The organism is Christensenella sp. KGMB01412 (assembly GCF_055522415.1).
In genome coordinates this window covers 450,739-463,172 of the sequence record NZ_JBVFVW010000002.1, presented here as the reverse complement: position 1 = coordinate 463,172, position 12,434 = coordinate 450,739, and the positions used below count along the sequence as shown (strand labels likewise).

Here is a 12,434-nt window from a genome sequence, read left to right as displayed (position 1 = left end):
AAAAGCAGAAGGAGGACTTCTATGGATCAGTTATCATGCGTTTTTAACCGCCGCAGCGTCCGCAAGTATACGGATCAGCCCGTATCCACGGAGCATGAGGAGCTTTTACTGCGTGCGGGTTTATGCGCTCCCAGCGCGCACAATTCACGGCCGTGGGAATTTATTGTAGTGCGTGATAAGGACGTACTAATGTCGCTTTCACAGCTGCGTCCCTATTGGAAGCTATTGAAAAATGCCGCCCTCGCAATCATCGTTTGCGGTGATGTTGCGGATTATCATGGTTCCACCAAAGAATTTTTCATTCAGGACTGCTCGGCTGCCACGCAAAATATCCTGGTCGCTGCAGAAGGCCTCGGGCTTGGAGGCGTGTGGCTCGGCTGCTATCCCACCGAAGGCGCAAAAGGCGTTGCAGAGCTGCTCTGTATTCCGGAAGGCGTTATCCCGGTGAGCGTTATATCGATCGGGCATCCCGCCGAACACGCAAGGCCGCACAGCGGAGTCGAACCGTCTAAAATCCATTACGACAAATACTGATTAAACAGCGCTTGACATACCTTGAACATCTATGTATAATCCAAGCATAGGTATTCAAGGTATTTTTTGTGCAAAATTATCGTTCTGTAATCTCAAAGGAGGTAACCATGAAGTTTGACAAAAACATGACCTCAGTAGGCACTTCGCTCCTGATTCTCCATCTTCTTGAAAAGGCCGATATGTACGGCTATCAGATTATCAGCGAGCTCGCGCAGCGTTCCAACCACGTGTTTGAATTTCAGGAGGGCACGCTGTATCCTGTTTTGCATAGTATGCAAAAGGATAAGTATATCGAGTCCTATAGCGTCAAAGCCGAAAACGGCAGGCTGCGTAAGTACTACAAAATCACGGATAGGGGCATCAGGCAACTCTCCAGCAAAAAGAAAGAATGGCGTATATTTTCTTCCGCCATGGAAAGCATGATGGGAGGTACCGTGTGATGGGATTCAGCAAAACCAATTTGCCCGATCGAAACAAAGGGGTGATCTATCATGAAGCTTGGTGAAACAGCTTTAGCGTATATTGCATCCGTTTGTGGCAAGATCAAAGACCGCCGTGCGCGGGAAGCTCTTCGCGAGGAGCTTACCAGCCATCTGGAAGAAATCATTGACCAGTTGGTTTCGGAAGGATACGAAACGGATCGTGCTGAATTTGAGGCGGTATCGCGTATGGGCGATCCCCGTACGATCTCAGGAAATATGAACAAGGTCTATTCGCCGGTGCTCTACACGATTGCAAAATATTCCTGTCTTGTGGTCACCTGCGTGCTGTTCCTGCTGAATATTGCGCCCTTTCTCTTTTCAGGCAGCAATTTTCCGCCTGCGATTATATCAGATGTCGGCGCCATCGGCGGCGCGGACGGACCGACGGCGATCTATGTTGCGACTACGTTTCCCTTAGCCGCCCTCTTTTATCTCTTTCTGTTTGCTACGCTCTTTCTTTTCCTGTTTCCGCTCCTGAAAAATACAATCCACAAAAGCCGTAAAAAATAAGGACAAAAACACCCGGAAAAAATCCGGGTGTTTTTGATTCGCTATTCGTTCTCTATCATACCGTTTCGTAAATTCCGGTCGTTCCCGTACCGATATGATCTGATATCCGACTCCTTTGCTTCCATCCCTGCAAGCATATTTTATCATGCCGGGTATCTGGCTATTCCCTGCCCGGGAACAAATCCGCATAGCGCATTTCTTTTCCGCAGCCGCTTTTAAAAACAAGCGTTTCCTTCGTGACGCACATTGGTACGTGGGGCACGCCGGTATCGTCTATTTCATCCCCGCACACCTCGAAGCCGAAGTTTTCATAAAACCCTTTGACTCTTTTTTGCGCAGTGAGGCAAACCTTTGACGGCTTGAATTCAAACGCTTTCACAAGCAGCACGCGCATCATCAGGTCGCCGATGCCCTGTCCCCTGTCTTCCTTCAGCACGCATATCCTGCCAATACGAAAGGTTTTCCCGTCGTGGTATACCCTGCCGGTACCCACCGGCCTTTGCCCGTCATAAATCACGACGTGCATTGCCTGATCGTCAAATACATCAAGCTCTTCCTCTTCCGGAAAGCCCTGCTCCTCTACAAATACCGCATGGCGGATCATCTTTGCATCCGGAGCATCTTTTATCCCGCAAAACCACTGGTTCGTAATCAATATTCCGGCGCCTCCTCGTCGTCATGGACATAATCCACTTCCATATATTTCGTGTATTCACCCTGCCATTGCATAGAGATCGCCCCCGTTGGGCCGCTCCTTTGCTTTGCAATGATGACACGCGCTTTTCCAATATTTTCCGGCGTTTTATCCTCCGGGTAATAATCTTCCCTGTGCAGGAAGATAACAACGTCCGCATCCTGTTCGATCGCCCCTGATTCACGCAGGTCTGAAAGCATTGGGTACCGCGACTTTTTATCACGTTTTTCCGAAGCACGCGAAAGCTGTGAGAGCAACAGGATCGGCACGTTCAGGTCTTTTGCCATGATCTTTAGCGACCGCGTGATCTGCGCGACCTCCTGCTGGCGGCTTTCCACGCGTCCCGAGCCCTGCATAAGCTGTAAATAGTCGATCGCAATGAGGCCAAGCCCCTTGCTCTTTTTGAGGCTTTGCGCCTTTGCAAGCATCTCCGTCGGCGTAATGGAGGCAGAATCGTCAATATAGATTTCCGTTCCGGAAAGCTCCTTGATTGCCTCGGCAAATTTGTTGATTTCCGCAGCGCCGATTTTCCCCGTACGCGCATCCTGGCTGTCTACCCTTGCCTGAGAGCACAGCATACGAGTCGCAAGCTGGTCTGCCGCCATTTCCAGAGAAAACACAAGGCATACTGCCTTTTGCGTCAGGCCAATATGCTCTACCATGTTCATGGCAAAGCTGGTTTTACCCATACCCGGACGGCCCGCGACAACAATGAGCTGCCCTCCCTGCAAACCGGAAAGCATTTTATCCATCAGCGGGAATCCTGCCGGAAGGCCCATCAGGCCGTCCTTGTTTTTCATTGCCTCGCTGATAATCACATAGCTTTGCTGAAGCGCGGTCGAAAGATGCTGCATTGTGCTCTTATCGTCCTGCAGCGCAAGACTCAGTATCGCCGTCGCCGCGGTGTTTGCAATTACGCGCGCATCCTGTTCGCCACGGTAGCAATCATCTGATATCTTCATACATACGTCAATCAGCTTTCGCAGCGACGCACGTTCCTTCACAATATGGATATAATGCCTGATGTTTGCAACAGAAGGAACTGCCATCGTCAGGTTGGAAAGGTACTCCATTCCGCCCATCGGCATCTTCCCCGCCTGCTCGAGCTTCTGGCTTACCGTTACCATGTCTACCGACACGCCCTCGCGCACAAGCTCGTCCATCGCACCAAAAATACTGCGGTGCTGCTGCTGGTAAAAATCGTCCTCGTGCAGCGACTCCATCGCCTCAAATACGCATTTTTCACTCAGCAGCATACTGCCCAGTATCGATTGCTCCGCCTCAAGGTTGTTTGGCGGTATGCGCCCCGCGGGCAAACGCACGCTGTTTTGTTCAGCCATCGATAACCTCTACCTTTAACGCGGTGCTCACTTCCGCATAAACCTTAACGCTGACATTGTATTCTCCAAGCTCTTTGATATTGGGCACAGTAAATTTCTTTTTGTCGATCATAACGCCTGTTTCCTTCTGAAGCTCCGCAGCCACTTCCTTTGCGGTGATCGCGCCAAAAAGCTTTCCGTTTCCGCCATGCTTTGCCTTGATCGTCAGTGTCATTCCGGCAATCTTTTCCGCAAGCTCCTTCGCATCCTGTTTTTCCACCGCTTTTTTATGCTTTTCCGCAGCAATCGCAATGTTCGCCGCATTCAGGTTTGCCGCTGTCGCCTGTTTTGCCAATTTTTTAGGGAACAGGTAATTGCGCGCATAGCCGTCGCTCACATTTACGATATCCCCTTCTTTTCCTTTTCCTGCTACGTCTCCTGTCAAAATAACCTTCATGTTTTAGCTCTCCTTTTTATAATCTTCGATTGCCTGCCGCAGTTCGTCGTTTGCTGTCTTTTTATCGGTTCCTTTCAGCTGCGCCCCCGCAATGGTAGCGTGGCCCCCGCCGCCAAGCTTTTCCAGAATACGCTGCACATTAATCCTGCCGATTGACCGTCCGGAAATGATGATCGTATCCCCCTGCCCGCACAACACAAACGAGGCGTTTATCCCACGGATGCCAATCAGGGAATCCGCGGCCTGCGCCGCAAGCATCTGTGGATTTTTCGCATCGTCCGGGCACCACGAAATCGCAATGCCGTCCGGCAGAACCTGCGCGTTTTGTACGACGCTCGCCCTTGTGGAAAATGTTTCCAGATCATCCTGGAACAAATGCCTGATAGACGTGGTATCCGCGCCAAGCTTGCGCAGGTATGAGGCCGCCTCAAATGTCCTGACGCCTGTTTTAAAGGAAAATCCTTTGGTATCGATTGTAATTCCCGCCAAAAGCGATTCCACTTCAAGCGGTTTGATGTAAATCTTATCTGAGAAATATTCCAGCAGCTCGGTCACCATTTCTGCCGTTGAAGACGCATAAGGCTCCAATAGCGAGAGCGTCGGCATTTCAATATGCTCCGTACCGCGCACATGGTGATCGATCACCACAAGCGTCTTTGCTTTGGAAACAAGCTGCGGGGCAATCGTAAACGACGCAATCTGCGTATCGAGGATCACCAGCATGGATTGCTCCTCCAGCAAGCTGTTTGCCTCAGCCGGTGTGATCAACACATTATTGTAATCCGGATCGCGCTTCATCTCGTCCACAAGCCCCTGCACCGCGGCATTGGATTTATCCAGAACGATATATGCCTTTTTTCCGACCTGCCTCGCGCAGGCAAATATCCCCATCGCCGCCCCCATGCAGTCAAGGTCCGGCACAGTATGCCCCATAATAATCACACGGTCGCATTGCTCCATCAGGTTTTTCAGGGCGTGGGAAAACATTCTGGCCTTGACGCGCGTTCGTTTCTCGATCGCCTGCTGTCCTCCGCCGTAGAACTTATATCCTGCCTCGTCCTTAATGACGGCCTGGTCCCCGCCGCGTCCAAGGGCCAGCTCAAGGGCCGCAATCGCGCTGCGGTTGGCATCCTCCGGCACATTTCCCACACCCACGCCCACACTGAGCGTAGGCACAACGGCATTTGTCCCCGTATCAACGCGCTTCACCTCGTCGATAAAAGAAAACTTTGACTGCATCAGCGCCGACAGGTAACGCCGCTCAAAAATCATCAGGTATTTGTCCCTGTCGTATTTCTGGTAAACGCCTTTAAGGCATTTTGTTTGTTTGGAAATAATACGGTCAATTTCCGCGTCAATATTGGCATGCCTGTTTTGGCTTGTCCCGCGCAGCAAATCGCCATAATTATCCACCTGTATGTGCGCGGACGTCGCCATAACCGTCCTGCACAGGTCGGATGCTTCATAAGTGTTTCCCACGTCAATCAGGCGGTAAATCATATAGTCCACGCCGTCGAACCTGGCAGGTATCGCCTCTTTGAGGTATGTCACGTTGCCGATCTTTACCTTTTTGTCCTTTTCCGGCTTGTATAGCTGCGGAAAAATGCGAAACAGGTTTTGCCCCTCGCAGCGTCCGCCGGCAAGCAATGCAAATGCAGGATTATGCCAGCCAATCATCCCGTTTTTCCTGGTGATAGCCGTGGGCATTGTCACCGCGCTTACGTATTTATCCATCTGCTCCGAGCAGCTGGTCAGGACTTTTCCCGCGATATAAAACCACCGTTCCTTACGCAGCGTCGATATTACAAAATACACGATTGCCACAACGAATATCATTACGATCACTGCTGTGCGAAGGCTTGGCGGCTCCATCAGCATCGTCACAAGCAGTGCCGCAGCAAGTAATACCAAAAACACAACAAGCTCTGTCGTTATATAACTGCTTCGTTTTTTCTTCGTCATGCTAAGGCCTCTCCACTGCGTGTGTGTACTCAATCCCGACACTAATCCATAATATTATATTATAGCCTTTTGGGCATATAGTCAACTATACCCCGCCTGTTTTACATTGCGTCACAAAAAAAAACAGCGCCCGTTCTTTCGAACAGACGCTGCCGTTTTTTTCGTTAGTTCGCGTAAACGCTTACCTGCTTCTTGTCTCTGCCTTTGCGTTCAAACTTTACAATACCGCTTGTGAGAGCAAACAGAGTATCATCATTGCCACGGCCTACGCCGTTGCCCGGATGGATTTTTGTTCCTCTCTGGCGAACCAAAATGTTGCCCGCGAGTACATACTGTCCGTCTGAACGTTTGATGCCAAGGCGCTTCGATTCGGAGTCGCGTCCGTTTCTTGAACTACCTACACCCTTCTTATGTGCCATGTGAATCACACCTCGCTTCTACGTTAAATTCCTGATTATTCTGCGTCTTTTTTAGCAGTTTCTTTTTTCTCAGCTGTTTTTGCAGCCGGCTTTTTTGCCGTTGTTGCCTTTTTCTCGCCTGTCGCAGCCGTTTTCTTTGCCGCGGGCTTCTTAGCAGCAGCCGGTTTTTCTGCCGTTGCCTTTGCCGGTTTTTCTGCAGCCGGTTTCTTTGCAGCCGTTGTCTTCTTAGCTTCCGTCTTTACCGCCGTTGCCTTTTCTGCTTTCACAGTCTTTTCAGCTGTTTCCACTTTTGCAGCTTTCGCCGGTTTTTCTTTTGCAGGGGCAACTTCCGAGCCAACCTGAGTGATTTCCACTTTTGTATACGGCTGCCTGTGTCCCTGTTTTTTGCGATAGTCTTTTTTTGGCTTATACTTGAACACGATCACTTTTTTCGCTTTATCTTGCGCAAGCACTTTGCCTTTGACCGCAACATCCTTCAAAATCGGATCACCGACGGCAACTTTCTTGCCATCCGATGTCAGTAAAGCTTCAAAAGCGACCTCGCTGCCTACCTCTGCGTCGAGCTTCTCAACCTTGATGACCATTCCAGGTTCTACTTTATACTGCTTACCGCCTGATTTGATAATTGCATACATAACATTTACCTCCCTTGCCCAGTCTCGCCGCAATCGGTCCATATCCTGCGATATGTGTTTCACACCTTATGCGAGCGGCTCAGTTAAATATGTTACCACACAAAGTGGCCTCTGTCAACAAAAAACCTGCGTGTCGGACAGGGAATTCTTGTCCGTAATGCGCGTTATAACGATCTGCTCCGGATGCGCGTTTGGCACACTGCGAATAAAGAAGTGCGCGTTTTCATAATGCGGGAGCACAGCCTGGTTCTGGTTGTTACGCGAAACAATATAATTCGCGAGATTGCCGTTCACCTCTACGACAAACATTCCCTGCTCGTCCGGGCTTACCGTGCGGATAATTTCCCTTCTCAGGCGCATTGCCATATTTTCCAGATTGTATACCCTTCCGGAGCCGCTGCAGCACGGGCATGTTGTCTGCGTGAGCGAAGAAAGCTTACGGCGCGTTTTCTTGCGCGTCATTTCCACAAGCCCAAGCTCTGTCATGCCGATCACATTGGATTTGGTCCTGTCGTTTTTGAGCGCACGCGTGAGCTCGTCCACGACCTTTTGTTTGTTCTCCTCATTATCCATGTCGATAAAATCGATCACAATGATACCGCTTAAGTCGCGCAGCCGAAGCTGCTTGGCAATTTCCTGCGCCGCTTCGATGTTGGCGTTTAGAATGGTATCCTGCAGGTTGTCCTCGCCGATGTATTTACCGGTATTGACGTCCACCACAGTGAGCGCCTCCGTCTCGTCGATCACAAGATAACAGCCGTTTTTCATCCACACCTTGCGCTGCAGCGCTTTGCTGATTTTATCTTCAATCTCGTAGTAATCAAAAATATTCCCTTCATGTTCAAACAGCTTCAGCTTGCCGTCCATTCCGGGTGAAATGATATTGACCACCGCAAGAACCTTGTCATAATAATCCTTGTCGTTGATGATAAATTCGGAAACGTCCGCTGTGAACATATCGCGCACCGTACGGAACAACAGTGTTTCCTCTGCGTGTATCAGGCGCGGAGCGCTCACAAAGTCCGCTTTTTCCTGCACTTTCTGCCAAAGGCGCACGAGGAATTTTAACTCTGCCTCAATTTCCTCCGGATCTGATTTTTCAGCCACAGTACGCACGATCACGCCCATGTCCTTGGGTTTGATTTCCGTCAGGAACTCTTTAAGTTCTTCACGTTTTTTTTCATCCGCAATGCGCCGCGAAACGCCGACATGGTCTACCGTAGGCATCAAAACAAGCATCCTGCCCGGCAGGGTAATGTGCGTTGTGACGCGCGCGCCTTTTGTGCCGCCCGGCTGCTTCAGAACCTGCACCATAATTTCCTGATTCGGCTTTAAAAGCTCCTTGATGTTGGGCACTTCCAGCTTTTTCTTCACCGGGCCTTCGTCCGCGTTTTCGTCAAAAATAAAATCCGACTCGTCGCAAAGAATATCCCCTGCGTATAAAAACGCATTTTTGTCGAGCCCTACATCCACAAACGCAGCCTGCATTCCCGGCAAAATATTGGCAACCCTGCCCTTATAAATATTTCCGACGAGGCGTTCCTTGCCGCGTGTCTCCACCTGGATTTCGACAAGGTCCCCATCATCGAGCAGTGCAACCCGCGCTTCATGCGCATTTGCATCGGCTATGATTTTTTTAATCATTCCAATCTCCTTAAACTTTTTAAAAAACTATATCTCACTAAACGGCATCACTTCGCCGTTCACAATCGCGTAACATTCCTTCCGGCAAATGTCGCAGTCCATTTCCGCCGCATCCATCTCAAGACGCAGTGCATTTGCCGCCACAGCCGGATTCAAAGCGCCGTCGTTAGCGTTTTTTAAAAGCAGCGAGACGACTTTGCCATTGGTATCCGCTTTTAAAATCAGTGGGCGGATATCTATTTCCCTGCCCTTCCTGTCCCTTGCCATATAGTGCCCGGGAGCAGTCAACGCTATCACAGCATCTTTTATTTTAACATATTCCCCACCATTTTCAAAATGAAAATTGAGTTCGTAAAGCGCGCTATGGTTATGCGCCATCAGCTTTTTATTGTCTTTTGCCATATGCACGTGCAGGATGCGTATCTCCTCCGGGAAAACCGAATTAAACGCTTCCTTCAGCTCTTCCGGCGGCATTTCCGATGCAAGCGACAGCTCCAGGTAATCGCCGTCCGTTGCGTATCCCACCGAGAGCGGAGAGGCAAACGACATCACAATATGCGGATTAAAACCATGCGAATATTCCGCGTCGATACGCGCACGGCGAACCGCCCGTCCAAACGTGCGTTGCATATCCAGGTGTGAAATATACTTTGCCGCGCCATGGCGGCTGTATTTGATAATCGCTTTCATACTTTTTCTCTCGTCACAAACCCGCAGTCTTTTTGCAGGCCGCAGCCCACGCAGCGTTTCCTGCACTCGGGCGTTGTCGTTTCTGCATAGGCCTTCGCGCGTTCTTTGAGCAGGAACGCCTTGTCGATCCGGCAGTTGATGTGCTCAAACGGCATCATTTCCTCATCGCCACGCACACGGTTTGCGTAGAAAGCAGGATCGATCCCACAGCGTTCAAACGCCTCCAGATAGCGCTCCAGAGAAAAATATTCGTTCCACGCATCAAAAACCGCACCGTTTTTGTATGCGTCCAGCAACGCAGCGGAAAGCCTCCTGTCCCCTCTTGCAAGCACCGCTTCAAGAAAGCTCAGCGACGAATCGTGATAGCTGAACTTCACGCCCTTCATTTTGAGCTTGCCGCGCAGGAACTGCTGCTTTTGCCGAAGCTCCTCCATGGTGTCCTGCGCCTCCCACATGAAAGGCGTACAGGGCTTGGGTACAAAACAGGAAGCCGAAACGTTGATATTAATAAACCCATTGCGTTTTTCCCTTGGTACGCTGTAAAACGCCTCCCTGATTTCACGAACCAGGTTTGCAATCCCAGTAAGGTCGTCGTAGGTTTCTGTCGGAAGTCCGATCATAAAATAAAGCTTTACTGTGGAAACGCCGCTTTCAAACGCACGCACCACGGTTTTCATGATCATTTCCTGCGTGATATTTTTATTGATCACATCGCGCAGGCGCTGCGTGCCCGCCTCGGGCGCAAACGTAAGGCCTGTTTTACGCACTTGCTGCAGGCCCGCTGCCAAATCCTTTTCAAAGCTGTCCACACGCAGCGAAGGCAGCGATACCGACACCCTTTGCGCGGAAAACTCATCCACCAATCCCCCCACAAGCTCGTCAATTTGCGAGTAATCGCCCGACGATAGCGAAGAAAGGGAGATTTCATCATATCCGGTAGACTCAATCACGCTGCGCGCCGTATCCCGCACCGTCTGCGCTTTTCGTTCGCGCACCGGCCTCATTGCAAAGCCTGCCTGGCAAAACCGGCAGCCGCGGGGACAGCCGCGCATTATTTCCAGTGTGCACCTGTCGTGAACCGTGTTGATATAAGGCAAAACCGGCTTTCTGATTGTCTGCTCGGCGTCAAAGTCCTTTACGATCCGCCTTGTCACAGTCTGCGGCGCGCCTTCCTTTGGCGTAATCGAACGAATCGTACCATCCTCATGATAGGCTATCCCGTACAAAGACGGCACATAAATCCCATCGATCTGCGCCGCAGCCCGCAAAAACGCCTGGCGCGAAAACCCCGCCTTTTTATGTTCCCGGTAAAGCGCAATCAGCTCACGCGTTACCTCCTCGCCGTCGCCAACTGCAAACAAATCAAAAAAGTCGGCAACAGGCTCCGGGTTTATCGTGCAGGCCCCGCCGCCCAGAACAAGCGGATCGCTGTCGCCCCGGTCCTTTGAAAGCAGCGGGATGCGCCCCAGCTCAAGCATCGTAAGCACATTGGAATAACACATCTCATAGGAAAGATTGATCCCTACAATATCAAATTCACAAAGCGGCTTTTTCATTTCCAAAGACCGAAGCGGTTCGTCCCCGCTTCTTAGCTGCTCTATCATATCCACCCACGGGCAGAATACGCGCTGCGCGTAAACGCCGTCGATGGCGTTAATTACCTCATATAATATATTGATTCCAAGGTGGCTCATTCCAACCTCGTATGTATCCGCAAAACACATTGCAAAATCCACTTCCGCGTTTTGCTTATAAACGGAATTCAGTTCCCCGCCGGTATACCGCGCGGGTTTTTCCACATGATCCAGTATTGACAATTTCTACTCCTGACAACCCCTAAAATTTTATATCACCGGCAATATCCGCACAGGCTTAATCCGTAACATTCTTTCCTATTGCCCCTGCCATCTTTGCCTGCGCATATCCACGCTGATCACCATGCCAAACGCAATACAGTTTGTGACCATGCTGGAGCCACCGTACGAGAAGAACGGCAAAGGAATGCCCGTTACAGGCAATATGCCCAAATTCATGCCGATGTTTTCCACCACATGGAACAACGTCATTGCGGCAACGCCGACGATAATATATGCGCCAAAATCGTCTTTGGCGCGAAGCGCAAGCATAAACGTGCGTCCAATCAACAGAAAATACAGGATGATTAATATCAGGCCGCCCAAAAAGCCGAATGCTTCTACCGTCACCGCAAATATAAAGTCATTGTGTTTTTCAGGCACATAATTCAGCTGTGAAAGCGATCCCGGCGCGAACAGGCCTTTTCCAAGGAACTGCCCCGAACCGATGGCAAGCTTTGCCTGGTCTACCTGCATCGTTGCGTCGGCGCTCTGTGCGCTCGGATTAAAGAAGGACAGGATACGCTGTTGCTGGTAATCCTTCATGGAGAACCACAGGACAGGCGCCGCAATCGCAATGATCAGCAGCAGCCACAGCACCACCTTCCAGTGCACCTTGCCCATAAACAACATCGCGGCAAAAATAAACAAATATACGACAGCCGTACCAAAATCCGGTTGTATCATGATCAGCACGACAGGAATCATCACGCGCCACAGCGCCGGAAAAATGTCCCTCATTGTCTGCAGCCCGTCGTCATTTCCCTCCGTCTTATCAGATAGTACCTTTGCGAGGACAATAATAATCAGTACCTTACAGACCTCGCCCGGCTGAAATCCACGGTTGCCGATCATAAACCAACCCGTCGTTCCGTTTTGTTCGCTGCCAAGAAACATAACCGCCACAAGCAGCGCCACCGTCGCCCAATACAGCAGGTCTGTGATGTGCGCGACACTGTGATAGTCCACCAGCATTACCAAAAACATACAGAAAAGGCCGACGACGAAAAATATGACCTGCCACATCGCGGAATTCAGGTTCAGGTTTGCAAAAAATTCCGCAAACGTTTTTTCATCGCCTGTAAACGGGCTTGCCGTTGCATTTACAATGGAAAGGATGCTGTAGCCTACCAGTATGAAAATGATCACAACCAGTGCCCAGTCCACATATTTCCACATGTTTTTGTTAATTGCTTTTGTCTTCATCCGTTCTCCGTTATTTTACAAAAAGACCG

General features: G+C 50.2%; 13 protein-coding genes. 3 read left to right on the top strand and 10 right to left on the bottom strand.

Going from position 1 to position 12,434, the window contains the following annotated elements; genetic code table 11:
• The first annotated feature begins 21 nt into the window (after nt 1-21).
• The 3 genes from ACS5WU_RS05255 to ACS5WU_RS05245 all read left to right on the top strand — a co-directional run bounded on the left by ACS5WU_RS05255 (nt 22) and on the right by ACS5WU_RS05245 (nt 1,526).
• Entirely contained in the window at nt 22-534 is a 513-nt protein-coding gene (locus ACS5WU_RS05255; RefSeq protein WP_046442414.1) for a nitroreductase family protein, read from the top strand.
• A 107-nt stretch (nt 535-641) separates the two neighbouring features.
• Nucleotides 642-974 carry a PadR family transcriptional regulator gene (locus tag ACS5WU_RS05250; RefSeq protein ID WP_046442415.1) on the top strand — a complete coding sequence of 111 codons (333 nt, stop codon included), beginning with the start codon at nt 642-644 and terminating at the stop codon, nt 972-974.
• A 51-nt stretch (nt 975-1,025) separates the two neighbouring features.
• Nucleotides 1,026-1,526, top strand: a complete 501-nt coding sequence (locus ACS5WU_RS05245) for a permease prefix domain 1-containing protein (protein ID WP_302761514.1) — start codon at nt 1,026-1,028, stop codon at nt 1,524-1,526.
• Between the two features lie 160 nt (nt 1,527-1,686).
• Here ACS5WU_RS05245 and ACS5WU_RS05240 read toward each other — a convergent pair whose 3' ends face one another.
• From ACS5WU_RS05240 to rodA, 10 genes are all read right to left on the bottom strand, one after another.
• Nucleotides 1,687-2,181 carry a GNAT family N-acetyltransferase gene (locus tag ACS5WU_RS05240; RefSeq protein WP_052740181.1) on the bottom strand — a complete coding sequence of 165 codons (495 nt, stop codon included), beginning with the start codon at nt 2,179-2,181 and terminating at the stop codon, nt 1,687-1,689.
• On the bottom strand, nt 2,178-3,560 hold the full coding sequence (gene dnaB / locus ACS5WU_RS05235; RefSeq protein ID WP_046442417.1) for a replicative DNA helicase: 1,383 nt from the start codon (nt 3,558-3,560) through the stop codon (nt 2,178-2,180). The genes ACS5WU_RS05240 and dnaB overlap by 4 nt, the downstream gene beginning before the upstream one ends.
• Nucleotides 3,553-3,996, bottom strand: a complete 444-nt coding sequence (gene rplI / locus ACS5WU_RS05230) for a 50S ribosomal protein L9 (protein WP_046442418.1) — start codon at nt 3,994-3,996, stop codon at nt 3,553-3,555. Before rplI ends, dnaB begins: the two co-directional genes overlap by 8 nt.
• A 3-nt stretch (nt 3,997-3,999) precedes the next feature.
• Entirely contained in the window at nt 4,000-5,958 is a 1,959-nt protein-coding gene (locus tag ACS5WU_RS05225; protein ID WP_302760176.1) for a DHH family phosphoesterase, read from the bottom strand.
• Between the two features lie 164 nt (nt 5,959-6,122).
• Nucleotides 6,123-6,377: a 50S ribosomal protein L27 gene (rpmA, locus tag ACS5WU_RS05220; RefSeq protein ID WP_046442419.1), complete on the bottom strand. Its 255-nt coding sequence runs from the start codon at nt 6,375-6,377 to the stop codon at nt 6,123-6,125.
• Between the two features lie 35 nt (nt 6,378-6,412).
• The gene (gene rplU / locus ACS5WU_RS05215) at nt 6,413-7,012 is read right to left on the bottom strand and encodes a 50S ribosomal protein L21 (protein WP_059109633.1); all 600 of its coding nucleotides are present in this window, start codon (nt 7,010-7,012) and stop codon (nt 6,413-6,415) included.
• A 114-nt stretch (nt 7,013-7,126) separates the two neighbouring features.
• Nucleotides 7,127-8,656 (bottom strand): Rne/Rng family ribonuclease, encoded by a 1,530-nt coding sequence (locus ACS5WU_RS05210; protein WP_082674902.1) that lies wholly within the window; start codon nt 8,654-8,656, stop codon nt 7,127-7,129.
• Nucleotides 8,657-8,683: 27 nt separating this feature from the next.
• Nucleotides 8,684-9,346, bottom strand: a complete 663-nt coding sequence (locus ACS5WU_RS05205; RefSeq protein ID WP_302760175.1) for a TIGR03936 family radical SAM-associated protein — start codon at nt 9,344-9,346, stop codon at nt 8,684-8,686.
• The gene (locus tag ACS5WU_RS05200) at nt 9,343-11,163 is read right to left on the bottom strand and encodes a TIGR03960 family B12-binding radical SAM protein (RefSeq protein WP_302760174.1); all 1,821 of its coding nucleotides are present in this window, start codon (nt 11,161-11,163) and stop codon (nt 9,343-9,345) included. Before ACS5WU_RS05200 ends, ACS5WU_RS05205 begins: the two co-directional genes overlap by 4 nt.
• 75 nt (nt 11,164-11,238) lie before the next feature.
• Nucleotides 11,239-12,405: a rod shape-determining protein RodA gene (gene rodA / locus ACS5WU_RS05195; protein WP_302760173.1), complete on the bottom strand. Its 1,167-nt coding sequence runs from the start codon at nt 12,403-12,405 to the stop codon at nt 11,239-11,241.
• Between the last annotated feature and the right edge of the window lie 29 nt (nt 12,406-12,434).

Coding starts and splice junctions, on each gene's coding strand:
- rodA (WP_302760173.1), bottom strand. CDS start 12,405: ATGAAGACAAAAGCAATTAACAAAAACATGTGGAAATATGTGGACTGG.
- ACS5WU_RS05225 (WP_302760176.1), bottom strand. CDS start 5,958: ATGACGAAGAAAAAACGAAGCAGTTATATAACGACAGAGCTTGTTGTG.
- ACS5WU_RS05205 (WP_302760175.1), bottom strand. CDS start 9,346: ATGAAAGCGATTATCAAATACAGCCGCCATGGCGCGGCAAAGTATATT.
- dnaB (WP_046442417.1), bottom strand. CDS start 3,560: ATGGCTGAACAAAACAGCGTGCGTTTGCCCGCGGGGCGCATACCGCCA.
- ACS5WU_RS05245 (WP_302761514.1), top strand. CDS start 1,026: ATGAAGCTTGGTGAAACAGCTTTAGCGTATATTGCATCCGTTTGTGGC.
- rplI (WP_046442418.1), bottom strand. CDS start 3,996: ATGAAGGTTATTTTGACAGGAGACGTAGCAGGAAAAGGAAAAGAAGGG.
- rplU (WP_059109633.1), bottom strand. CDS start 7,012: ATGTATGCAATTATCAAATCAGGCGGTAAGCAGTATAAAGTAGAACCT.
- ACS5WU_RS05250 (WP_046442415.1), top strand. CDS start 642: ATGAAGTTTGACAAAAACATGACCTCAGTAGGCACTTCGCTCCTGATT.
- rpmA (WP_046442419.1), bottom strand. CDS start 6,377: ATGGCACATAAGAAGGGTGTAGGTAGTTCAAGAAACGGACGCGACTCC.
- ACS5WU_RS05210 (WP_082674902.1), bottom strand. CDS start 8,656: ATGATTAAAAAAATCATAGCCGATGCAAATGCGCATGAAGCGCGGGTT.
- ACS5WU_RS05255 (WP_046442414.1), top strand. CDS start 22: ATGGATCAGTTATCATGCGTTTTTAACCGCCGCAGCGTCCGCAAGTAT.